The sequence below is a fragment of the Synechococcus elongatus PCC 6301 genome (assembly GCF_000010065.1).
Lineage (GTDB): Bacteria > Cyanobacteriota > Cyanobacteriia > Synechococcales > Synechococcaceae > Synechococcus > Synechococcus elongatus.
In genome coordinates, this window is record NC_006576.1 from 482,686 (window position 1) to 505,993 (window position 23,308).

Below are 23,308 nucleotides of genomic sequence, written 5' to 3' on the forward strand. Positions count from 1 at the left end.
TCAACAAAAACTGTTCTTAGCTGCTTTCACCCCTAATGATTTACATAAATTTACAAAACTCAATAAATGCGTTACATTGTGGATGTCGTTACAGGATTTCACCATGGACGAACAACAAGGCCTCGACCCAAACTACGGCTTCACCAGCGTGCGGGCTGAACGTTGGAATGGTCGTTTCGCCATGATGGGCTTACTCATCGGCCTGCTGACCGAAGTTCTGACTGGTCAGGGCATCCTGCATCAACTCGGATTGCTGTAAGACTTGTCGCCGCCTCAACGGAGGCTCTCTCCTCCTCTAAACCTCTAGCCGCCAGCGATCGCTTCCTCATCTGTCAGTGGCGATCGCTATTTTGTTTGAGGCGCTGAAATACTTGAGCCCTGCGATCTCTAGAGGGGCTGCCCCAAGACAGTTGATAAGAGTTCTGCAATCACGTTTGAGCAAAAATCTGTGCCAAGTTGCCAAAGTGGCATAGACTAAACCGATGCTCTTGACCTAGCCGTTAGGCTAAAGGGCGAGTGAGGAGTGAACGCTCAGAACAACTCCAAGGTCGAAACACGGAAAGACCTTGGAGTTGTTCTTTGGGCCTGCGTCCTCGAGAGTTTTGAGCCGACCCCAGCAACATCCGCCGCCAGTAATAGATACAGAGATCTAGACTGTCAAGATTTTTGCTGGTAGCAAGCATAGACAGACGCTTTGGCCATAAGTCGAATTCAAGATGACTAAACAGCCCTCACCCATGAATCGTCATCTGTTTTTCATCTAGCCAAGCAGAATCCTCGAGACAATAGACTGACTGGTTTCTGTTCCTTGGGTAGCCTCACGAGTGCCTATGCTCCTTTCAGCGATCGCGCCAGCTTCAATCAGTGTCTGGAATCTGCAAGCAGTGCTTCAGGGGGTATTGGAAAGCATTGGTAATCTTGGGCCGTGGGCTGCGATCGCTTTCATTGGTTTCTATGCCATTGCGACGATCGCTTTTGTTCCTGGCGCAATTCTGACCCTAGGCGGCGGAGTTCTATTTGGTTTGGTTTGGGGCTCGCTCTATGTTTTTGTTGGGGCCACGCTTGGAGCGATCGCTGCTTTTTTGATCGGGCGATATCTAGCGCGGAGTTGGATCTCTCGTCAACTAGCGAGTTATCCAAACTTTGCAGCGATTGATCGTGCAGTGGGAAAAGCAGGCTTAAAAATTGTCTTTCTGACTCGGCTTTCACCGCTGTTCCCTTTTAATTTTTTGAATTATGCCTACGGTGTGACCAGCGTAACGCTCAGAGATTACGCCTTAGCGTCGATAGGGATGGTTCCTGGCACCATTTTGTACGTCTATCTAGGTTCGTTGGCTGGCAATATTGCCACACTGAGTTTGAGCGATCGCCCTCAACAGACAGTCTTAGGATGGGTCATTAATTTGATTGGTTTAGGCGCAACTATTGTTGTGACAATCTATGTCACGCGACTAGCTCGCCACTCATTACAAACGGTTGTGAACCCCCAGGGAGATCAATAGTCTTGTCATCACAGTCTTTCATAGCGTTCGTGAGTCCTGCCGATTCTCACAACCAATTACTGATCGATCGCGTCCATCCCCAGGATTGGATAAACCCCGAGCCTGCTGATTGCTATGACCTCGTGGTGATTGGGGCAGGAACAACCGGGCTCGTGGTCGCTGCTGGAGCGACAGGACTAGGCTTAGGGCTAAAAGTTGCCTTAATTGAAAAGCAACTCATGGGTGGTGATTGCCTCAATTTTGGTTGTGTTCCTTCTAAGGCATTAATTCGTTCTTCGCGAGTGATTGGGGAGCTCCAACGTGCAAACACACTGGGTATTCAAGTCGCTCCAGAGGCAATCGCCGTCGATTTTGCCGCGGTTATGGAGCGTCTTCGGAAAGTGAGAGCAGGCATGAGTGTGCATGACTCAGCTCAACGGTTCCAAGCGCTAGGGGTTGATGTCTTTTTGGGCCAAGCTTGCTTTTGCGATCGCAACACAATTCAAGTGGGTGAGGCAACACTCAAGTTTCGAAAAGCTGTGATTGCAACTGGAGCGCGAGCTACTTACCCAAATATTGAAGGCTTGGAGGCTTCTGGCTTTTTAACCAATGAGACTGTTTTCTCTCTGTCTAATTGTCCCCGTCGCTTAGCTGTCATTGGCGGAGGGCCGATCGGTTGCGAGTTAGCTCAGGCGTTCCAACGTCTAGGCAGTCAAGTCACGCTTTTTCAAAGGCGATCGCAACTGTTACCTAAAGAGGATTTCGAGGCCGCTGAAGTCATTCAAAACCAGTTGAGAGCAGATGGCGTACAAGTTTGTCTCTCAGCCGAAATCACACGGATCGAAAGAACAGCGAGTGGTAAATTAATCACCTTTCGGCAAGAAGGTCGAGAATCTGTTCTTGAAGTTGATGAGATTTTAGTTGGAACCGGGCGATCGCCAAATGTTCAAGATCTCAACCTAGAAGCAGTTGGCGTTGATTATGACTCAGTTCATGGAGTTAAAGTCAATGACTATCTACAAACAACCAATCCTAAAATTTATGCGGCTGGTGATGTCTGTTCACCCTGGAAGTTCACCCATGCAGCGGATGCGGCAGCTCGGATTGTCATTAAAAATGCGCTCTTTTCACCCTTTGGGCTTGGCAAATCAAAAGTCAGCGATTTGATAATTCCCCGCGTTACTTTTACTGATCCAGAAGTCGCCCATGTTGGTCTCTCAGAAACTGCAGCGCGACATCAAGGAATTGCGATCGCAACAATTACCATTCCTCTCGATCAAGTCGATCGCACTGTTTTAGATGGAGAGACAGCGGGGTTTATTAGAATTCATCATCAGCCAAACTCAGATAAAATTCTGGGCGCAACGATTGTGGCTCCTCACGCAGGTGAAATGATTTCAGAGGTCACTACCGCGATCGCAAATCAGTTAGGGATGAGTGCTCTCAGTAGTGTCATTCATCCCTATCCAACCCAAGCGGAAGGAATTAAAAAGGCAGCTGATAATTACCGGCGTACTTTACTAACACCAATGACAAAACAGCTACTGAAATTACTAATGATATTTTCAAAATAAGAGTTTGGTAGAGAGATTGATTAACTTAACTGTGCCGACTTATAGTCAGCAATAAACTTCTGAATAAGCTTTCCTGAGGCTCCCATCATTGCTGCATTAACACCTCCACCTGCAACTGCACCAACAATAGGAACTAATTTAACCATATTAGTCATAGTTTTTTGACCGGCTTTTGAAATTAATCTGACACCAAGAATTCTATTGATTTGGGCTAGTGTTTTGCCTGGGATAGACATGAGTGTTCTGCGAACGGCATTTTGAGCAACTTTAACGCCAATAATGTCTATTAAATCTGTTACGGCAATGCCTGCAGCTGCGGCCAGTAGCAACGGTCGAACCTCTTCATCTCTCACATCAATTCCATGGATAGTAAACAAAGCTGCAGCAAGTTTGATTTGAGAATAAAGAAAGAGCGAAAGATCAGCAGCCAGGCCAGGAACGATTGTGGCAGCTCCGCCCACACTAGTAACAGCTCCTTGCCCTGCTGACCAGATCATTGCTTCTCGAATGGCATGATCACACATGCGGTCACAGTCACCGTTCCAGCGATCATCATTGACAAAACTTTTACCCCAATCAACCCCATCAGCCTGGGCTTTTCCAATAGCATCTCTAATAATTGGTAATTCAAGCAACTTGATCTCAGAAGAGTTAATTGCTGAAGATTCAAAAGAAGAAGTCATAGTTTGTAAAATTGACTGACTATAAACACTTTACAAATTTCTTATCTTTCGTCAAGACTACAAAACCATACCGTATAGGTCATGGAGAAAAGCGCTGAGCCTACAGTTGCCCATACTTCAGGATTGCCGGTCATAAAAAAACAGCCTTGCGATCGCAAGGCTGCTCAGTCAAAGGAACAAACTTAAATCAGGTAGCAGTAGAGCTTAGGCAGCGTCATCCAGTGCAGCCACACCCGGCAGGACTTTGCCTTCCAGCAGTTCCAAGCTGGCACCACCACCGGTGGAAATGTGGCTCATTTCCGAAGCAACACCGACTTTCTCAACGGCAGCGACCGAGTCACCACCACCAATGATCGTGGTTGCACCCTTGCGGGTCAGTCCTGCCAAGCTACGAGCGATCGCTTCGGTACCGACAGCGAATTGATCGAACTCAAATACGCCCATCGGGCCATTCCAAATGACCGAGCGGCAATCGGCCAAGGCTCCCTCGAATTGCTTGACCGACTCAGGTCCGATATCTAGGCCCATCCAGCCATCGGGAATCGCATCGATCGCCACGGTTTTGGCATTAGCATCCGGCGCAAACTTATCGGCCACTACTACATCCACGGGCAGCAACAGTTGCACGCCTTTTTCTTGCGCTTTAGCCATCAGCGATCGCGCCAGATCGAGTTTGTCCTCTTCTACCAGTGAGCCGCCGACCGAAAGTCCTTGGGCTTTGTAGAAGGTAAAGATCATGCCGCCACCAATCAGCAGTTTGTCGCACTTATCCAGCAGCGTTTCGATCACGCCAATTTTGCTGGAAACTTTCGAACCGCCGACGATCGCAGCCAAGGGCCGTTGGGGATTGTCGATCGCGGCTTGTAGGTATTGCAACTCTTTCTCCAACAGGTAACCAGCCACGCAAGGCGAAAGATATTCAGTCACGCCAGCCGTGGGAGCGTGAGCCCGGTGAGCAGCACCAAAGGCATCATTGACGTAGATATCGGCCAAGCTAGCTAGTGCTTTCGCAAATTCAGCGTCGTTGGCTTCTTCCTCAGCGTGGAAACGCACGTTCTCCAACAACACGACTTGGCCATTGCTGGTGGCTGCCACTTGCGCTTCGGCACCGGCACCCACAGCATCGGTTGTCTTAACAACAGGGCGACCCAGCAATTCCGAGAGGCGCTCAGCCACCGGCGTTAAGCGCATGCTCTCGACGGGCTTGCCTTTGGGACGACCAAAGTGGCTGACCAGAATCACCTTGGCACCACTTTCCGACAGGTAGCGAATCGTCGGCAGAGCCGCACGGATGCGGGTGTCATCCGTAATTTTCCCATTGCCGTCCAAAGGGACATTGAAGTCGACACGCACGAGGACCCGCTTGCCCTCTAAGTCAGCGGCGGTCAGGCTCGCTAAAGTTCTTTTGGACACGGTTGGATAGTCTCCTTAGGACAGGCTCAGCTCAGCGGGGCAAGATCGCCCAAACTCCTGCGATCGCGCGCAGTCAAAAGGGGATCAGTTGCGAAACAGCACTCAAGGATGAGCGATCGCAGCCCACAACCCAACGGCTCGCAGTCTGCCGATCACTAAAAATCAGGGCAGTCCCGCTGAATTCGGAGCATCGACGGTAATCATTATTACTGAATAGAGGGGTCTGAATTGGGCGGAGGGAGCCATCATGTTTGAGACAATTCTGTTTCCTGTCGATCGCAGCCGCGAAGCCTGGGAGCCATCGCAGTTGGTCCTGGAGTTGGTGCAGCAATACAGCAGTCGCTTGGTGCTGCTGTCGGTGGTGGCCGATGATGCGGAGTCGGCAGCGGCTGGGGCAGAGCTGCTCGACAAGGGGCGATCGCTGTTTGAAGCCCAGGGTATTGTGCCGGAAATCGTCGAGCGTCAAGGCAATCCACCCTTCGCAATCTGTGACGTTGCCGATGAAGTGGGCGCTAGCCTAATCGTGATGGGCTGTCGGGGCATTGGCCTGACTCCGGAAGGAGCGGCGGAAAGTGTCACCAACCGAGTCATCAATCTTGCCCCCTGTCCCGTGTTAGTTGTGCCATGAGCGCTCCGCAAATTCAGTGGTATCCCGGTCACATTGCCAAGGCTGAACGCCAGCTGCAGGAACAGTTAAAACGGGTCGATGTGGTCTTGGAAGTCCGGGATGCGCGGATTCCCCTCGCGACCGATCACCCGCGCCTGAAAAGCTGGCTGGGAAGTCGGGAGCGGTTGCTCATTCTTAACCGCTTGGACATGATTCCAGCACCAGCACGACAGGCTTGGATCGACTGGTTTCGCAGCCAAGGCGATCGCGTTTTATTGACTGATGCCCACGCGGGTACTGGAGTGGCACAGCTCTCGCAAGCAGCTCAGGCAGCAGGAGCAGCCATGAATGCTCGCCGCAAGCAACGGGGAATGCTTCCCCGCGCGGTACGCGCAGTGGTGATTGGCTTTCCCAACGTTGGCAAGTCGGCCCTGATCAATCGCTTGGTGAAGAAAAAAGTCGTCGAAAGTGCTCGTCGTGCTGGTGTGACGCGATCGCTGCGCTGGGTGCGGGTCAGTGAGCATTTGGATCTGCTAGATGCCCCTGGAGTTCTGCCGAGTCGGCTAGATGATCAAACAGCAGCCCTAAAGTTGGCGCTCTGTGATGACATTGGCGAAGCAGCCTACGACAATCAACGGGTGGCAGCGGCTCTCGTCGATTGCCTGCAAGCCCTGGAAGCACAGCCCCTCAGTGGCGTGACCCCAACCCTCTTCTTCGATCGCTATGGATTGTCGGTCGACGATACTGGCGAAGCCTACCTCGCAGCCTTGGCCGATCATCGTTGTCAGGGCGATCGCGAGCGAACAGCCCTGATGCTGCTCAATGATTTTCGGCGGGGCAGCCTTGGTCCGATCGCCCTTGAACTTCCTCCAACGGCCTAATCTCCCATGAGCGAGAGCGATCGCCGCATTTCCCTCACAACTGATAGCCTGCTGCTGATCGTGGGGCTGTCCCTCATTCTGCTGATGCTCTGGCAGTTGCGCGGCCTAATTTTGATCCTGATGAGTGCGATCGTGTTGGCTGCCTCAATTGCGCCGATCGTGAATCAGCTCGAGCAATGGCGCTTGCCGCGTTGGTTAGGCGTGCTGGTCGCTTATGGCGGCTTGCTGGCCATCCTGACGGGGGCGAGCCTGCTGGTGGGTCCCCTCGTGATCAGCCAAATTCAGACCCTGTTACGGCAACTGCCCAACCTCGTTGAACGGGTAGAACTCCTCTCGATTGACATTGCCGAACAGCTCGATTTGCAAGACTCTCCGCTCTTGCCCCAGTTGGTCAATCCTCAGGAGGTGGCAGGCTGGGTGATCAACACCTCGCAGCAGTTACTTCGTCAGTCCTATGGCATCACCCGTGGCATCTTAGGTGGCTTCTTCAGCGTTGTGCTGGGTCTACTCCTGTCCAGTTACTTAGTTGCTGACAGCAAAACGCTGGGGCGAGGCTTTGTGCGACTCTTTGCTGCCCCTTGGGACGATCGCCTGGCTGCACTACTCGGCCCTGTCGGGCAGCGTATGGGCGCTTATATTCGCGGACGAGTGCTGGTGTCGTTGCTGTTGGGCATTGCGATCGCGCTAGGGTTGCGCACCCTTGGATTGGGCGACTACGCCATTGGTCTGGGGGCGATCGCAGGATTCACCAATCTGATTCCCTTCCTTGGGCCTTTCCTAGGGGCCATTCCGGCTCTGTTTGTGGCCCTAGCGCAGGGCGATAGCGCTTGGTTATTTCTCTGGGTTTTGCTGTTGTTTGTCATTATTCAAAATCTAGAAAGCTATGTGCTCGATCCGCTGCTGGTGGGCGCTGCAGTCGGGATCCATCCGCTCTATCAGCTCTTGGCGGTATTGGGAGGGGTGCAACTCCTGGGGATCGTTGGAGCCGTGATTGCGCCCCCTTGGATTGCTGGTGGCGCTCTTTTACTCGAGCGGCTCTATCTCCAACCCAAGGACTTGGCCAAGCAAGGGCTGCCGTCTGAGGCAACTCAGCCATGAGCGATCGCCTGCAACTAGAAATCACAGAAGTGCCTTCTGAGCGGCTCGATCGTTGGCTTGCCCAGCAGTGGCCGCATCTGTCGCGGGCACGCCTCCAGAAACTGATTGCAGCGGGTCAGCTGCGGGTCAATGGAGAAGTCTGTGATCAGAAGCGCTGGCAGCCGCGTTTGGGCGATCGCCTCGAACTGGAAATGCCTCCGACGGAAGCAATCGCGCTAGCCCCTGAAGAGATTCCCCTCGACATCCTTTATGAAGATGCTGACCTATTGATCGTCAACAAAGCCGTGGGGATGGTGGTGCATCCGGCGGCGGGACATGACACTGGTACGCTCGTCCATGCTCTGCTAGCCCACTGCGGTGACTCCCTGACGGGCATTGGTGGGGAACAGCGGCCGGGTATTGTCCATCGTCTAGACAAGGACACCACAGGGGCGATGGTGGTGGCGAAAACAGAAGCCGCCCTGCTGTCTTTACAAGATCAAATCCGCCAGAAAACCGCCCAGCGGGAATATCTGGGTGTGGTCTTTGGTTCGCCTCGTCAAGATAGTGGCCAGGTTGAAGAGCCGATTGGCCGCCATCTGCGCGATCGCAAACGAATGGCGGTTGTACCGATTGAACGGGGCGGGCGTTGGGCACTCACCCACTGGCAGGTCAGGGAACGGCTCGGTAACTATGCGCTGCTGCACTATCGGCTGGCAACGGGCCGCACCCACCAAATCCGCGTTCACAGTCATCACATGGGGCATCCACTAGTGGGCGATCCGCTCTACGGCAATGGGCGATCGCTCGGGGTCAATCTGCAGGGACAAGCCCTCCATGCCTGGCGACTGAGTTTGCAACATCCCCGCACGGGCGAGGTGATCGCGGTGGAAGCCCCACTACCGGCAGAATTTCAACGTCTGTTGCGTGTCCTTCGCGATCGGAGTGCCCAATCGTGAGCGCCTCCACCCTCTTAGCCGGTCGCTACGAATTGCAAGCGCCTCTGTCATCAGGGGGCTTTGCCGAAACTTGGCTGGCGATCGACACCATGACGCCCTCCCGGCGATCGGTGGTGGTCAAGCAACTGAAAACGCCCGCAGATGACAGCATTTTGCCGGTGGTTCTTGCAGCCTTCGAACGGGAAGCGGCAGTGCTCGAGCACCTCGGGCAGCACTGCGATCGCGTACCAGTCCTCTATGCCTATTTCCAAGAAGCCGGTCAGCTCTACCTCGTTCAGGAATACATTGCCGGTCAAACCTTGCGACAACTGGGACGGCAGTCGCCCGAGCAAGCGCGATCGCTTTTGGAACAACTGCTGGCGATCCTGGCAACCATCCACCAAGCGGGTGCCATTCATCGCGACATTAAGCCGGACAACATCATCCTGCGCGAGTCCGACAGTCGGCCCGTGCTGATTGACTTTGGGGCAGTGCGTCAGGCGATCGAAACCGCTAGCGCCACCCAACTGCGGACGGCTTCCAAGGTGATTGGCACGCCGGGCTATATGGCACCAGAGCAGGCGATGGGGCGAGTCACCTTTGCCACCTATCTTTACGGTTTGGCGATGACAATCGGCTTTATCTTGACAGGTCAAGATCCCCTAGACTGGCCGACGGATCACCAGACGGGTTTGATCTTCTGGGAGGCGTTGCTACCTGACCTCGATCCGCAGCTGCGCCGAATTCTAGAACGCGCCAGTCAGCCCCAACTCATCCAGCGCTACAGCTCTGTTGCTGAGATGCAAGCAGCTTTGACCGCTTCAACCACAGCGATCGCGACGCAAGTGGTTGCACCTCGCCAGCAGCCCAGGAAGCAGAAGGAACGAAAGGCAAGACAAACGCCCAGCAGTGCTCCCCCAACGCGATCGCTGCAACCGGTACCGCCACCGCTGCCCCGCAGCGATCGCCCCCAACAGCAACGAAGCCTGTGGCTCGGGATTGGAATTTTTCTGGTTTTAAGCCTGACTGGAGCTGTCCTTGCCACGGGCCTATGGTTTTGGCAGGAACAAGAGCGGACTCGACAACAAGCTTTGCGGCAGCAGTTTGAAGAACTACAGGCCAATCTTCAGGAAGCGCGACGCCGAGCCGAAGCCGCAAAAGCCGAAGCGGAGCGGGCTAAAGCTGAGGCAGAAGCTGCTAAAAACAACCCCCTTGGCACCTTGGCTGAGCAGTGGTTTGGAGGGAGTAACGAGACGAAAGTCCCCACCACGCTGACCGCTGACAACGCGATCGCCACGGTGGAATCGCTCTATGGTGCGATCGCAGCCCGGAATTGGTCAATCGCGCAGACCTACTTTGCCGGTGATTTAGCTGCCCAATTTGATCCGCAATTCTTCGAGCAGTTCCGGGAGGTGACCGTTGAGAATCTCAGCATCACACGTCAGTCGATCGATCGCATTGAGCTGATTGGTGAGAACCGCTACATCTGGCCCGATGGCAGTCAGCAACGAGAGCAGCGATCGTTCACGATCGCCCCGGATAGCGATGGACTGAAGCTGGTGGAGTCCCAGTTTTTGGCGGTGCTAGAACCCCGCCGCTAGTCCTCCGTTTTGGGCTGGGGAGAATCAACATAGATTTTGGACAAAGAGATTAGGACGTTTTTGCTAGAGAAATCAGCCTCTAACCCGTGATCAAAATAAGCGAGTTCTACCCGCTGCGATCGCTGCTTCACCGATCAGTCTCACGCGAAATCTTGTTGCGGCTGGGGGGGGGGTGGAGTCAAGACCCCATAGTACGCGCGGTGGGGGTGCGAACATCCCCACGGCTGGAGGTCGTTGAAGCTAGACCAACCCACCCAAAACTAAATCGTCTTAACCCACTTAAAAGACTGCTATGGACATTCCTCTCGAAGCGCGATCGCTCGGAGTCTTTGCTGGCTACTGCAACCGCTGCTTGATGAACGTCACTAGCTGCCCCATTTGGCGCTTCAGCGATGCGAGTTCTTCCTCGACAGTCTTCAGCCGTTGCTTGAGCTCTGCCACCTCAGCGCTACTGCCTGCTGCTGTAGGTGCTGGCGCAGGTTTGGCCGCTCGTTGCCGCGCCTTGGTCATGGCCGAGCGGATGGCCTCCACCAGGTCGTGGCGCTCAAAAGGTTTGCCAACAAACTCGAAATACTCGAAGGGTTCCGTGACGTGCTCCGTCACCTCTTCCTTGCGGCCAGACATTACCACTAGGGGAATATCCCAGAGCGTGGCGTCCTGCTGCAGATGCTGGAGCACTTCCCAGCCATTCATGCGTGGCATCAGAAAGTCCATCAAGACGAGATTGGGGTGAACCTGCCGAATCAATTGCAGTCCCTCAGCGCCATCCTGGGCTTCGAGCACTTCAAAGTTGCCTTGAGGCAACATGTCGCGGATACGGGCCCGAATCACGCGGCTGTCGTCAATGATCAGGATTTTCTCTAGGCTCACCAGTTCTCTCCTCTGTGCCGTTGGGTGGAATTCCAGCCCTATCCCTGACCTTGATTGTGGAGTGCAGGTAACGTATCGGCAAGCGATTGACATGCAGCCCTATCAGATGGAGTGCCGCAGCGATCGCCTGTGATTGGGTGACTCAAAACGTTGAGCGCTGTGATTATTTACCTCTTGGCGGGCGCTGAACTGAGCCGCGATCGCGATCGCCCTCTCAGTCTCTCGTGAGGAGCGGGCATACAGTCGTTGCTTGTTAGGCCAGCTCAGCGGCGATCGCCTCCAGAAGGCGTTGATTTTCCGCCGAACTGCGCACGGCCACCCGGAACCAGCGATCGCCCAATTCCGTAAAGCTCAGGCAGTCGCGAATCAGCAGCCGATGCTGCTGCAGAAGGCGCTCCTGCAAGGGCAGGATCGAGTCCTCGGCTTGCACCAACAGAAAATTGGCCTGACTCGGCAGCACCCGCAGTCCCGGAATCGAGGCTAAACCGCTGGCTAATGCGGCGCGGGCTGGGGGGAGCCAGTTCCAAGTCGCGGCTTGAAAATCATGATCTGCGAGCAGTTCCGGCCCTAGAGCTGCTGCGAGACCATTGACGGACCATGGATCGCGCCACTGCTGCCATGACTCCAAACGATCGGGATGGGCGATCGCATAGCCCAGGCGCAACCCTGCCAAGCTGTAGAACTTGGTCAGCGATCGCACAATCACTAGCGATCGGCTCTGAGCTAAGCAAGGCTGCAGGCTCCAGTCCGCTGCAGTCGGCAAAAAGTCCAGAAAAGCTTCGTCTGCAACCACCAGGCGGCAGCGCTGCAAGAGCGGCCATAGGTCTCGCAAGGGCCAGAGCCAGCCCGTGGGGTTGTGGGGATTATTGATCAGCAGGCCCGTCTCAGGTGTGAGCTGAGGTTCCAGTAAACCTCGCAGAGTTGCCAGAGAGGCTGGACGATCGAGAGGTAGGGCTAGACGCCGCCAAGGAACACCAACGGCAGTGAGGGCGCGTTCATAGTCCCGAAAGGCGGGTCCGAGTAGCAAAACTTCGCGGCAAGCGGCAAGATCGCGGGCTGCCCGGGTCAGTAATTCTGCTGCCCCGTTACCGGGCAAAATCCAGTCAGGATCGCAGTCGTGATGTCGGGCGATCGCCTCTCGAAGCTGCCGATACTGGGGATCAGGATAGGCAATCAGGTGGGTGTAATGCTGTTGTAGCCAAGTCGCCAGCCAAGCTGGTGGCCCCAGCGGATTCAAACTGGCTGAAAAATCAAGAAGGTCAGCTGGGGAAGCCCCAGCTAGGCCAGCAGCCCAGCGCAGGTTTCCCCCATGGTTGGGTCGGGTCAAGGCATTTCAGCACCCATCCTAGGTGCTGACTTTCTCCTTAAAGAGCTTACCGGCAGAGAAGGCTGGAACCTTCGTTGCAGGGATTTTCATCTTCTGTCCAGTTTTGGGATTGCGGCCTTCCCGCGCTTTGCGATCGCGAGGTTCAAAGGAACCAAAGCCAACCAAGGTGACTTTGTCACCGCCAGAGACTGCCTCGATGATCGTGTCGAGTGCCGCTGAAATGATGTGTTCTGCCTGTTTTTTCGTAACGTGGGCACGATCCGCAACCTTGTCGATCAAGTCACCCTTGTTCATGGGCTATCTCCTTGAAAACTCAACAATGCGCGAGCATTAATGCTCGGATGATTCGGTGACGCTTGGGAGCTGAAACTCGCTCCCCGAACAGGCTTTACCCTGTTTAGATAGAGGGCTATCGCTGCCCTATTCTAGGTGTCCAGTCTGGAGAAGCGATCCCAGCAATTCGTTAATTTATGTGGACTCGTTAGAACTGACGATGGGAACTTTCTAAATATTCAACGCATCTTTCTGGACGAATTGTCGGCTTGCAGTTGATCCGTTAGCGTAGGTTTTTCTGGGATGGGCACAGCCATGCGCAGCGTTGCTTGGGGATTGGCGATCGCACTCTGGCCCATCGCTGTTTGGGCAGAAAATCCCGAAGACCTACAGCGATTGCTGACGACTCGCCAGTGTGAACGCTGTGATCTCCAAGACTCTGGCCTAGTGCTGGCCCGACTCTCAGGGGCCCGCTTGACCGGCAGCAATCTGCAGCGAGCCAATCTGAGCGGTGCTGACTTGAGCGGAGCCGACCTGCGCCAAACGGATTTGCGCGGGGCGTCGCTACAGCGGGCCAATCTTGCCGGCGCCAATCTGACTGGGGCACGCCTCGACGGAGTTGACCTGCGGGAGGCTTGGTTGACAGAGGCAATTCTGACGCCGCAGCAGTTGGCCTTGGCCCACATTCAGGGTGCTCAAGGATTGGATGTAACCGCGCTGCCTTTTGAACGCTATCAAGCTTGGGGCATTGAGGCGATTCAGGCGGGTCGATTTGAGCGTGCCATCAGTTACTTCGACCTCGCTCTCCAACGCAATCCCAAATCTGCCTCCACCTATCTCAGCCGCGCGATCGCCTATCAAGGTCTGGGGCGATCGGAACAGGCGATCGCCGATGCCCAAGCAGCAGAGCAACTCTACAAAAGTCAGCAAAATCCGGAAGGCGAAAAGCGATCGCAGGAACTGCGCACCACCATCGTTGCGGCTCAAGAACGGGTCGCCAGCAGTGGCAGCAATGGCGGTAACGGGGGCGGGAGTGCAGCCTTGGCCGTGCTGACGGGCATTGTCCAAGGGGTGCTGCCCTTCTTACTGGGCTTCCCCTTCTAGCAAGGGAGCCCGGCGGATTGGGCGATCGCAGCGAAAACAATTGAGGACTTTAATGGCCTTGAGTCGCCTCAGCTCAGGCCAGACAGCCATCTGGGTGGAGGGGACGCCTGATAATAGACGGGTTGTCTTTTGCTGCGCTGATGAGCCGTACCCTTGTTTTACCGGCAGACGCGATCGCTCAGCTTGACCTCAGTCCTGTCCAGACAGCCTTGCCGGAGTTGAAGACTGCCGATTGGCTCACCCTTGAGCAGCAAGTCTGTCTCAAGATCCAATGGCCGCGTAGCGAAGATGACCCGCGAGAACTGGCGGAGATTCCCGAAATTCGCCTCTGGTTTATCCGCTTAGATGCGACCTATCCCCAATTCCCCCTACTAGTGAACTGGCAGTCAGGTGAGCTGGTGCGCTACGCCGCCATGTTGGTGCCCCATCAGTTCAGCCGCAATGAAGGCTTACAGTTCAATCCTGAAGCTCTGGCAATTTGGGTCAACCACAAAATTTTCTACTTCGCTCAGCAACTCGCCGATCGTGGTTTGTCGGGCAGCAGTCGCCTCAAAAACTTTGCACAGATTCTGGGGTTTGAAATCGACGAAAGTTTCTTTGAGCTGCTCTAATCGCTGATGACAGGCGGAGGCGGCTGGTCTCTGGCTCGGAGTGATCTATGGTCCACTGCTGCAGATCCTGGGCTGAGAGTGCCGGGCTGGGAGAACGCTTGTCGATAAGATAGAGGGCTGTAGCTGCTCACGCCCTCACTCCTATGACTTTGACGACCGCGGCTGTTTTGGATGCCCTGCGTCCGGTAGAAGACCCAGAGCTCCGTCGCAGCTTGGTGGAACTCAACATGATTCGCGATGTAGCGATCGCGGGCGATCAGGTCAGCTTTCGTCTGGTGTTGACGACACCGGCTTGCCCTTTGCGCGAGCTGATTGTGGCGGACTGCGAGAAGGCTGTGAAAGCGCTGCCGGGCGTCGCAAGTGTCGCGATCGAAGTGGGGGCCGAAATTCCTCAGCAGCGCAGCTTGCCCGATCGCCAAGGCATTGGTGGCGTCCGCAATATTCTGGCGATCTCCAGCGGTAAAGGCGGCGTTGGTAAAAGCACCGTTTCGGTCAACACTGCTGTCGCTCTGGCTAAAGCCGGGGCTCGCGTCGGTCTGCTGGATGCGGATATCTATGGCCCGAACACGCCAACAATGTTGGGGGTTGCCGATGCCCAACCCAGCGTCAGACCCAGTCCCCAAGGCGACATCCTAGTTCCGATTGAGACCCACGGCATCAAACTCGTCTCGATGGCCTTTTTGATCGATCCCGATCAGCCGGTGATGTGGCGCGGCCCGATGCTAAACGGCATCATTCGCCAGTTCCTCTATCAAACAGAATGGGGCGAGCTGGATTACCTGATCGTCGATATGCCGCCGGGAACAGGTGATGCACAGTTGACCTTGGCGCAGGCGGTGCCTCTGGCCGGTGCGGTGATTGTGACGACCCCTCAGACGGTTTCCTTACTGGATTCGCGCAAGGGTCTGCGGATGTTCCAGCAGCTAAAGGTGCCAGTGCTGGGTATTGTCGAGAACATGAGCTATTTCATCCCGCCCGATCTGCCCGATCGCCGCTACGACATTTTTGGCTCTGGCGGTGGTGAAAAGACGGCGAAAGAGCTGGAAGTCTCTCTACTGGGCGGCATTCCCCTCGAAATTCCGCTGCGCGAGGGTGGCGATCGCGGGGTGCCGATCGTGGTCAGTCAGCCCGAATCTGCCTCGGCACAAGCCTTAACTGCGATTGCACAAAAAATTGCGGCGGCAGTTTCAGTTGCGGCCCTTACCCAGGAATTAGGACAAGAAAGCTAACCTGCCTTAAGGTTCGGTTCTGAGGACATCCATGCTGGCTCGTGGCTTGCGGTTTGGGCAGTGGCGTCAAAAGTTTGCCTTCCTTGATGCCTGGAAGGGCATGGATCGCTGGCTGCTGTTCATTCCGATTGCCCTGACCCTGTTGGGCGGCTTGCTGATCCGCAGCACTCAAGCCAACCAAAACTTCGCCGATTGGTGGCAGCACTGGATTACCGGGGCAGTGGGGGTAGGACTGGCGCTGGCGATCGCTCGCTGGCGCTATGACAACTGGCTGAAGCTGCAATGGTGGCTCTATGGGGTCACCTGTCTCTCACTGATTGCGGTGCGTTTTGTCGGCACCACAGCCCTAGGGGCTGAACGCTGGATCAGCATTGGCGGCTTTAACATCCAGCCCTCGGAATTTGCCAAACCGCTGATGATTGTAGTGCTGGCAGCCATTCTGAGCCGTGAAACGGCCGATCGCTTGCCGGGGCTGATCAAAGCGATCGCGATTATGTCGGTGCCTTGGCTACTGATCTTCCTGCAGCCCAACCTCGGAACTTCACTGATCTTTGGAGCGATCGTGTTTGGCATGCTCTATTGGGCCAATGCCAAACCGGGCTGGCTATTGCTGATGCTCTCGCCCTTGCCCTCAGCCATCTTGTTTGAGGCGCTGCCTTGGGCCTGGCCCGTCTGGCTGGCGATCGTGACTTCCGTTGGCTGGAAGAGTTTTGCGTGGCGCTGGCGCGGTGCGATTGGAGCACTGCTGACCAATGTGGCCAGTGGTGTGGTGGCGGGTTGGGCTTGGCAAAACCTTCTGCAGGACTACCAAAAAGACCGCCTGATTCTCTTCCTCGATCCCAATAAAGATCCACTGGGTGGGGGCTACAACCTGATCCAAGCCCGGATCGCGATCGGGGCCGGAGGAATTTGGGGCCAAGGGCTCAATCAAGGTACTCAGACGCAGCTGCGCTTTATTCCCGAGCAGCACACAGACTTCATTTTTTCGGCTGTGGGCGAAGAGTTGGGGTTTGTCGGCTCGATCGCCGTCATCCTGCTGTTTTGGCTAGTTTGCTGGCGGCTGATTGCGATCGCCACCAGTGCCCGCGATAACTTTGGTTCGTTGTTGGCGATCGGCGTTTTGTCGATGCTGGTTTTTCAGATCGTGATCAACATTGCCATGACAATTGGCCTTGGCCCCGTCACCGGGATTCCCTTGCATTGGCTCAGTTATGGACGATCGGCCCTACTGGCTAATTTCATTGCGATCGGAATTGTCGAATCGGTCTGGCGCTTTCGGCAGATCAGCCGCTACTGAACGTCAAACGGGTTGCGATCGCCTTTCCTTAAGGAGCATCTGTCCTCCATCGCAAGCGCGATCGCCCGTAGGATGACGACAGCCTCGCTGGTTCAAAATGCGCTGCCTAGTTTTCCCTTCGCCTGCTGACGTGATTCAAGCGGTCGCCGATCGCATTGCCGATCGCCTGCAAGCCCAACCCGATCTGTGCTTGGGGCTGGCTACTGGCCGCACTATGGTGCCCCTCTATGCGGAGCTGCTGGGCCGCTCCCTCAACTGGCAGCATTGCCGCATCTTTGCCCTAGATGAATATTGGGGTTTGGCGACCGATCATCCCAGCTCTTTTGCGGCGGAACTGCGACAGCGTTTCTGTCAGCCTGCCGGTTTGCGACCTGAACAAGTTCAGTTTCTGAACGGAGCAGCCTTAGATCCCGCCCAGGAATCGCAGCGCTACCGCCGTTGCCTAAAACAGGCCGGTGGCTTGGATCTGCAACTGCTAGGCCTAGGGGAAAACGGTCATCTCGCCTTCAATGAACCGGGTAGTGCTCGCGAGAGTCGCGTGCGCTTGGTTCAACTGAGCGATCGCACGCGCCAGCAAAATGCAGGAGCTTTCGGGGGCGATCCGGAGGCTGTCCCCAGCGCCGCTCTGAGTTTGGGGTTGGCAGACATCCTGGAAGCTCGGGAATTGCTATGGCTAGTAACCGGAGCTAGCAAGACCAAAATTTTGGCGCAAGCCTTACAGCCACCCCCAACAACGGCCATTCCTGCCTCTTACCTCCAAGAGCACCCCGCCACAACGCTCTATGCCGATCACGCTGCGGCAGCAGCATTGACAGTGGATCAATCTTGAGCAAGTGTTCTCAGGACAACGCGTCCAGCATGGCTGATGAGTTGATTGCTTTCCGAGGCAATCATCAACAGTGGCTCTCAGCTTCAGGGGCGATCGCGGCCGGTCGCGAGGGAGGTTCAACTGTGGCCGTTGGGGCCGTCAGCGATCGCGAGTGCCACCAAGCCTGTTGCTCAGGGCTGAGCTTTACTGAGTAAAAAGTGATCACCACCGGCTGACTTTGGTGCCCGGGCTCCAAGATCTCGACGGCGTAGGAGGGCGATCGCCGGGTCGCTAAGTCCACCACAAACCGGCGACCCACGCGCCGCCAGCTCGGCTCCTTGCCGCGCCACTGCAACCGACAACAAGGCCAAGGCAGCTCTTCGCGATCGAAGAGACGGCAGCAAGGGCCGATGATTCGGTAGCTGTAATGCCCACCGGGGCTGGCAATCACAGCGTGGCTGGGAAGCGGATGTGCCGCCGCTGCCCGATAGGAGCCGAAATCCAGCGGATCCATGCTGACTGTCCCTAGCCCTGTTGCTGGGGAATTTCAGCCAGCTGAACCGTCACCTGCCGCTTCTGTTGCTGACGGAGCAGTTCCAGAGCCAAGCGATCGCCCACCTTTTTCTTCTCCACGGCTGTCTGGAGATCCGAAGCTGAGCGGATAGGCTGACCTTCTGCCGCCGTAATCACGTCCCCTCGACGGATCCCGGCTGCCGCCGCTGGAGAGTTGGGCAAGACTTGGACAATTAAGGCACCGTCAGTTTCCGGCAGATCAATGCTGGCGTTGGGATTACGGTTATTCTCGCGCGCAATTTCCGGGGTCAGCGGCAGCATCTGAACACCCAAGAGCGGGTGGGAGGCTTTGCCAGTCTGAATAATTTGATCTGCAATGCGGCGGGCCGTGTTGATCGGTACCGCGAAGCCAATTCCCTGACCGTCGGCACGAATCGCGGTGTTAATGCCAATCACTTCGCCAGCAGCATTCAAGAGGGGACCGCCAGAGTTGCCTGGGTTGATCGCAGCATCGGTCTGAATGAAGCCAACCCGTTTGTCGGGAATCCCAACTTCTGAACTCGAACGCCCAGTGGCGCTAATAATGCCCACCGTCACGGTGTTGTCGAGACCGAGGGGATTACCGATCGCGATTGCCCATTCGCCAGGACGGAGGTTATCGGAATTGCCAATGCGGACGGTCGGTAAATCCTTGGCATCAATTTTGACGACGGCCACATCCGTAACCGGGTCAGCACCTAGGACTTGGCCATCGTAGGTTCGGCCGTCTTTGAGCCGCACTTGAACGCGATCGGCTCCTTCCACAACGTGGGCATTGGTCATCAGCAGACCATTACTATCAAAGATGAAGCCAGAACCGGAACCCCGCTCGACGCGATTGCCACCCGCCGGCGGGCCGCCAAACAAGCCGCCGAAGGGATCGCCATTGCTGACACGGCGGGATGCATTGATCCGAACCACGGCAGCGCCATCCCGCTCGACAGCCGCCACAATGAAGTTGGCGTTTTCAGGCAAGGGTAACGGGGGCCGATTGGGTGATGCTGCTTCGCTGCGATTTACCGCTAGTGGATTGGGAGGCGTAGGCAACTGTGCCACCTGTGAACAGCCCCCTAAGCCCAGCAGCACTAGGCTGCCGAGCCCCAAGGTTCGTTTGAAGAAGCTGTCAGTCATGAAGCGACCCGTGGCCGGGGGAAATGCTGAATTTATTCTAGGTCTGGCCTTCAGACGGTAATGCAGCGCTTGGTACGGCTTTCCGTCCTGTCTGCTTTGGCAATCGCTGATGCGACGCGGCAAAAAGGTTGGGGGTATAGTATTGATTCCCTATTCAGCTGCGATCGCTGTGGAACAGTCCCTAGAACACCTCTGGGAACAAATTCTGGAACGCTTGCAGCACCAGCTGAGCCGGCCGACCTTTGAAACTTGGATTAAAACGGCGACGGCAGAAGCATTCGACGGCAAAGTGCTGCGTCTCAGTACGCCCAACCCGTTTGCGCGCAACTGGTTGCAGAAATACTATCTGCGCACGATCGCCGATGTTGCCGCTGAAATTCTCGGCCATGGCATTGAACTGCAGATTGGCGTCCTTAGTGACACCAGCGCTGAACCAGAAAGTGGTGCAGAGCTCTGGCCGGCCATCAGTCCACCCCCAGCCGTTGAAGTCGTCAAACCACCGACGACAACAGCGGGACGTCCGCCCCTGCGCAGCAGCGACCTCAACCCGAAGTACGTTTTTAGTCGCTTCGTGGTGGGAGCCTACAACCGCATGGCCCATGCGGCATCCTTGGCGATCGCTGAATATCCAGGCCGCGAATACAATCCACTATTTCTCTGTGGCGGGGTGGGGCTGGGCAAAACCCATCTGATGCAGGCGATCGGGCACTACCGCTTGGAAATTGACCCAGATGCCAAGATTTTTTACGTTTCTACCGAGCAATTTACGAATGATTTGATCGCTGCGATTCGCCGCGACAGCATGCAGAGCTTCCGCGAACATTACCGCGCAGCCGATGTGATTATGGTCGATGACATTCAGTTTATTGAAGGCAAAGAATATACCCAAGAAGAATTCTTCTATACCTTTAATTCCCTGCATGAAGCGGGCAAGCAAATTGTGTTGGCTTCCGATCGCCCACCCAGCCAAATTCCGCGTTTGCAGGAACGTCTGATTTCTCGCTTCTCGATGGGCTTGATTGCGGATATTCAGCCCCCCGACTTTGAGACACGCGTTGCCATTCTCCAGAAGAAATCAGAATTTGAAAATATGCCCCTCCCCCGCGATGTGATTGAGTACATCGCAGCCCGCTACACCTCCAACATCCGTGAGCTCGAGGGCGCTCTGACGCGGGCCGTTGCCTATGCTTCAATTTCAGGCCTAGCCCTGACCTTGGCGAATATAGCCCCCGTTCTCACACCGCCAACGGAAAAAATGGAGCTCTCGCCTGAGATGATTCTCCAAACCGTTGCAGAAACCTTTGATGTCTCAATCGAAGATCTCCGCGGTAACTCCCGACGACGGGAAGTCAGCTTAGCTCGTCAGGTCGGCATGTACTTAATGCGTCAGCATACGGACTTAAGTCTGCCGAAAATTGGCGAACAATTTGGCGGGAAAGATCACACGACGGTGATGTACAGCTGCGAAAAAATTGGCCAGCTTCGCCAGTCCGATCCCCAGATGGGAAAACAGTTGCAAGAAATCAACGATCAGCTGTTTGTAGCTAGCCGCGGTTAGAAGCCACGGCCACCCCCTTTGCTCTTCTGCCGCAGCCCTCAAAGCTTGCTCTAGATTGCAGACTGTTTCACTCTGGTCCGCAGCTTTTAGGAGCGATCGCCGCCTGCGATAGGGTGGGGAACGGAGTGCTGTGAACCCCCATGAGTGTGCTGGCTCCCGATGCGGTGGAAGGGCTATTCGATCAGATTGCGCCGATTTACGACAATCTGAATGATCAGCTCAGCTTTGGCCTGCATCGCCTCTGGAAGCGCATGGCCGTCAAATGGTCTGCCGCAAAACCCGGCGATCGCGTTTTGGATCTCTGCTGCGGCAGTGGCGATCTGGCTTTTTTGCTAGCAAAAGTAGTCGGGAGCAAGGGGCAAGTCATTGGTTTCGATCGCTCGCAGGCGCTTCTGTCTGTTGCAGGCGATCGCGCTCGCCAGCTTGCTAGCGCACTGGTGATCGACTGGCAGCGGGGCGATGCCCTCGACCTACCTTTTCCAGATGATCACTTTGATGCAGCGACCTTAGGCTATGGCCTGCGCAATGTACCGGATATCCCTACGGTTTTGCGGCAGTTGCAACGGGTGTTGAAGCCGGGGGCTAGGGCAGCGATCCTCGATATGCACCGCCCCTACTCACCGCTGTTACGGCAGTTTCAGCAGGTTTATCTTGATCGCTGGGTTGTACCGGCTGCCGCCGCCCAAAACTGTGCTGCTGAGTACGAGTACATCGATGCCAGCCTAGAGGCATTTCCCCAGGGTCAGCAGCAGGTGGCATTAGCGATCGCAGCGGGTTTTCAGCGGGCCAAGCACTACGAACTGGCAGCAGGGCTGATGGGTGTGTTGGTGGTTGAGGCGTAATTTTGGACGGGCGCACCCTCGGTTTATGGCTGTTACCACCAGTCGTTGGCGGGATTATTGGCTACTTCACCAACGATCTCGCGATTCGCATGTTGTTTCGGCCCTATCGCCCAGTCGTGATCGGGGGCTGGCAGCTGCCGTTTACACCGGGACTGATTCCAGCCAACCAAGGGCGATTAGCAAGGCGGATTGCCGACGCCATTTTGGGATCGCTGCTGACCCCTGATGCGCTCCATGATCTGGCGCGCCGCCTCCTAGAACTGCCGCGCTTGGAAGCGGCGATCGCCTGGTTAGTCAGCTTGTTACTAGAGCGCCTGCGCGAGGTTCGAGATCCCCGCAGCATTGAGGTGGCTGCTGATGTATTGCGCGACTTGGCGGGCAGTGCCCTACCCCGCTGGCTACGGGCGATCGTTCGCCAGCGCCAAGGGTTAGACGCCCAGATCGATCGTTGGTTTGAACAGCAGCTCCTCAGCCAGAAACTGGGCCCTTTGCAGGCACAACAGCTGGGCGACTGGTTACTAGAGGGCGCATTTCCACCCGATCAGATTCGGCGGGTCATGCTGGACTTTCTCACCGACGACAACATCCGCAATCTCGATCGCATCGTTCGCGATCGCACCCGGGGCACCGACTGGGTGATCGCCAATTTGTTTGGGGTGCAGTCTAGCTTGCAGCGACTGCGCCAGTTTCTGCGTGAGCAACCCGAAGCAGGCGACGCGGTAATTGCCGAACTCAGTCAACGGTTGGCCCTGCGCCAACAGCTCAGCCAAGCCCTGCAAACCTTTCAGCTGACCGATTTGCCTCAGACGACCCTCACCGATCTCCGTCTTCAACTGCGTCAGGGACTGCGCCAATGGCTGGATCAGGATGGCCTGTCGCTACTAGAAGGGGCACTGGGCGGTCTCGATTGGACCGCAGCGGCGCGGGCCTTGCTCGATCGCTTGCGGACAGCAGTGATCAGTGACGAGGCGATCGCCGCCTTTAGACACGAAGTGGCGCTGATCCTCGACCAGCGGCTGGAGCATGAATTGGAAGATTTAGTTGCTGCCGCCCTGCCCATTTTGGCCTTGGAAGACCTGATTATCGGTCGCGTTGAGGCGACGCCGGCAGCCGATCTGGAAGCGGCAATTCAAGGGATTGTTCGCAGTGAGTTGCAGGCGATCGTCAATATTGGCGGCGTTTTGGGGGTACTGCTGGGCTGCGTGCAAAGCCTGATCAACGTTTGGTCTTTAAGCACCTAGTGTCAGCTTGCAGCTCACCAAACCTCTCGTGATCCCGATCAAGGATCAGCAAGGGACCGTCCCAGCCGTCAGCTAAGATTTGAGCAGGCTAGGGGTGCTCAACAGGGTTGGGCTGAGATTACACCCTTGGAACCTGGCACCGGGTAATACCGGCGGAGGGAAGCTGATCAGAATGATTCCATCGCGATCGCGTGGCAACAGGCGATCGAG

At 55.8% G+C, this 23,308-nt stretch carries 23 protein-coding genes and 1 riboswitch; of the genes, 16 read left to right on the forward strand and 7 right to left on the reverse strand.

Annotated features, from left to right (window positions below):
* The first annotated feature begins 103 nt into the window (after positions 1-103).
* The 3 genes from SYC_RS02210 to SYC_RS02220 all read left to right on the forward strand — a co-directional run bounded on the left by SYC_RS02210 (position 104) and on the right by SYC_RS02220 (position 3,055).
* The gene (locus SYC_RS02210) at positions 104-259 is read left to right on the forward strand and encodes a high light inducible protein (RefSeq protein WP_011377870.1); all 156 of its coding nucleotides are present in this window, start codon (positions 104-106) and stop codon (positions 257-259) included.
* A gap of 571 nt (positions 260-830) precedes the next feature.
* The gene (locus SYC_RS02215) at positions 831-1,502 is read left to right on the forward strand and encodes a TVP38/TMEM64 family protein (RefSeq protein WP_231621404.1); all 672 of its coding nucleotides are present in this window, start codon (positions 831-833) and stop codon (positions 1,500-1,502) included.
* A gap of 2 nt (positions 1,503-1,504) precedes the next feature.
* Positions 1,505-3,055 (forward strand): mercuric reductase, encoded by a 1,551-nt coding sequence (locus tag SYC_RS02220; protein WP_011377869.1) that lies wholly within the window; start codon positions 1,505-1,507, stop codon positions 3,053-3,055.
* A gap of 20 nt (positions 3,056-3,075) precedes the next feature.
* Here the strand turns inward: SYC_RS02220 and SYC_RS02225 are convergent, their stop codons facing one another.
* Positions 3,076-3,738: an EcsC family protein gene (locus SYC_RS02225; RefSeq protein ID WP_011242744.1), complete on the reverse strand. Its 663-nt coding sequence runs from the start codon at positions 3,736-3,738 to the stop codon at positions 3,076-3,078.
* 204 nt (positions 3,739-3,942) lie between these two features.
* A complete protein-coding gene (locus tag SYC_RS02230) occupies positions 3,943-5,151 on the reverse strand; it encodes a phosphoglycerate kinase (protein ID WP_011242745.1) in 1,209 nt (402 codons plus the stop codon).
* Between the two features lie 247 nt (positions 5,152-5,398).
* Between SYC_RS02230 and SYC_RS02235 the strand changes: the two genes are divergently transcribed.
* The 5 genes from SYC_RS02235 to SYC_RS02255 are packed head-to-tail and all read left to right on the forward strand — an operon-like array spanning position 5,399 to position 10,255.
* A complete protein-coding gene (locus SYC_RS02235; protein ID WP_011242746.1) occupies positions 5,399-5,779 on the forward strand; it encodes a universal stress protein in 381 nt (126 codons plus the stop codon).
* Positions 5,776-6,639, forward strand: coding sequence for a ribosome biogenesis GTPase YlqF (ylqF, locus tag SYC_RS02240; protein ID WP_011242747.1), 864 nt, complete (start codon positions 5,776-5,778; stop codon positions 6,637-6,639). Before SYC_RS02235 ends, ylqF begins: the two co-directional genes overlap by 4 nt.
* 6 nt (positions 6,640-6,645) lie before the next feature.
* A complete protein-coding gene (locus SYC_RS02245) occupies positions 6,646-7,737 on the forward strand; it encodes an AI-2E family transporter (protein WP_011242748.1) in 1,092 nt (363 codons plus the stop codon).
* Positions 7,734-8,675 (forward strand): RluA family pseudouridine synthase, encoded by a 942-nt coding sequence (locus SYC_RS02250; protein ID WP_011242749.1) that lies wholly within the window; start codon positions 7,734-7,736, stop codon positions 8,673-8,675. Before SYC_RS02245 ends, SYC_RS02250 begins: the two co-directional genes overlap by 4 nt.
* Positions 8,672-10,255, forward strand: a complete 1,584-nt coding sequence (locus SYC_RS02255) for a serine/threonine-protein kinase (protein WP_011242750.1) — start codon at positions 8,672-8,674, stop codon at positions 10,253-10,255. The genes SYC_RS02250 and SYC_RS02255 overlap by 4 nt, the downstream gene beginning before the upstream one ends.
* Before the next feature lie 336 nt (positions 10,256-10,591).
* On the opposite strand, the gene SYC_RS02260 is transcribed toward SYC_RS02255, so the two are convergent.
* From SYC_RS02260 to SYC_RS02270, 3 genes are all read right to left on the reverse strand, one after another.
* Positions 10,592-11,125, reverse strand: a complete 534-nt coding sequence (locus tag SYC_RS02260) for a response regulator (protein ID WP_173282515.1) — start codon at positions 11,123-11,125, stop codon at positions 10,592-10,594.
* Positions 11,126-11,378: 253 nt separating this feature from the next.
* Positions 11,379-12,452, reverse strand: a complete 1,074-nt coding sequence (gene cobD / locus SYC_RS02265) for a threonine-phosphate decarboxylase CobD (protein WP_011242752.1) — start codon at positions 12,450-12,452, stop codon at positions 11,379-11,381.
* Between the two features lie 18 nt (positions 12,453-12,470).
* Positions 12,471-12,746, reverse strand: coding sequence for an HU family DNA-binding protein (locus SYC_RS02270; protein WP_011242753.1), 276 nt, complete (start codon positions 12,744-12,746; stop codon positions 12,471-12,473).
* Positions 12,747-13,040: 294 nt separating this feature from the next.
* Between SYC_RS02270 and SYC_RS02275 the strand changes: the two genes are divergently transcribed.
* The 5 genes from SYC_RS02275 (at position 13,041) to SYC_RS02295 (ending at position 17,795) form a co-directional block, all read left to right on the forward strand.
* Positions 13,041-13,829 carry a pentapeptide repeat-containing protein gene (locus tag SYC_RS02275; RefSeq protein WP_234701792.1) on the forward strand — a complete coding sequence of 263 codons (789 nt, stop codon included), beginning with the start codon at positions 13,041-13,043 and terminating at the stop codon, positions 13,827-13,829.
* Positions 13,830-13,969: 140 nt separating this feature from the next.
* Positions 13,970-14,440, forward strand: a complete 471-nt coding sequence (locus SYC_RS02280; RefSeq protein WP_011242755.1) for a CRR6 family NdhI maturation factor — start codon at positions 13,970-13,972, stop codon at positions 14,438-14,440.
* A gap of 143 nt (positions 14,441-14,583) precedes the next feature.
* On the forward strand, positions 14,584-15,669 hold the full coding sequence (gene apbC / locus SYC_RS02285; protein ID WP_011242756.1) for an iron-sulfur cluster carrier protein ApbC: 1,086 nt from the start codon (positions 14,584-14,586) through the stop codon (positions 15,667-15,669).
* Between the two features lie 31 nt (positions 15,670-15,700).
* The gene (rodA, locus tag SYC_RS02290; protein ID WP_011242757.1) at positions 15,701-16,966 is read left to right on the forward strand and encodes a rod shape-determining protein RodA; all 1,266 of its coding nucleotides are present in this window, start codon (positions 15,701-15,703) and stop codon (positions 16,964-16,966) included.
* A gap of 97 nt (positions 16,967-17,063) precedes the next feature.
* On the forward strand, positions 17,064-17,795 hold the full coding sequence (locus SYC_RS02295; RefSeq protein WP_011242758.1) for a glucosamine-6-phosphate deaminase: 732 nt from the start codon (positions 17,064-17,066) through the stop codon (positions 17,793-17,795).
* 64 nt (positions 17,796-17,859) lie between these two features.
* Here SYC_RS02295 and SYC_RS02300 read toward each other — a convergent pair whose 3' ends face one another.
* Complete coding sequence (locus SYC_RS02300) at positions 17,860-18,288, reverse strand: hypothetical protein (protein ID WP_011242759.1); 429 nt, start codon at positions 18,286-18,288, stop codon at positions 17,860-17,862.
* An 11-nt stretch (positions 18,289-18,299) separates the two neighbouring features.
* On the reverse strand, positions 18,300-19,457 hold the full coding sequence (locus SYC_RS02305) for an HhoA/HhoB/HtrA family serine endopeptidase (RefSeq protein WP_011242760.1): 1,158 nt from the start codon (positions 19,455-19,457) through the stop codon (positions 18,300-18,302).
* Between the two features lie 109 nt (positions 19,458-19,566).
* Here SYC_RS02305 and dnaA point away from each other — a divergent pair, with 109 nt between their 5' ends.
* From dnaA to SYC_RS02320, 3 genes are all read left to right on the forward strand, one after another.
* The gene (gene dnaA / locus SYC_RS02310; protein WP_011242761.1) at positions 19,567-21,015 is read left to right on the forward strand and encodes a chromosomal replication initiator protein DnaA; all 1,449 of its coding nucleotides are present in this window, start codon (positions 19,567-19,569) and stop codon (positions 21,013-21,015) included.
* A gap of 140 nt (positions 21,016-21,155) precedes the next feature.
* The gene (ubiE, locus tag SYC_RS02315; RefSeq protein ID WP_011242762.1) at positions 21,156-21,857 is read left to right on the forward strand and encodes a bifunctional demethylmenaquinone methyltransferase/2-methoxy-6-polyprenyl-1,4-benzoquinol methylase UbiE; all 702 of its coding nucleotides are present in this window, start codon (positions 21,156-21,158) and stop codon (positions 21,855-21,857) included.
* A gap of 2 nt (positions 21,858-21,859) precedes the next feature.
* Complete coding sequence (locus SYC_RS02320; RefSeq protein ID WP_041676922.1) at positions 21,860-23,098, forward strand: DUF445 domain-containing protein; 1,239 nt, start codon at positions 21,860-21,862, stop codon at positions 23,096-23,098.
* Positions 23,099-23,178: 80 nt separating this feature from the next.
* Positions 23,179-23,276, forward strand: a riboswitch (TPP riboswitch).
* The last annotated feature ends 32 nt before the right edge of the window (positions 23,277-23,308 follow it).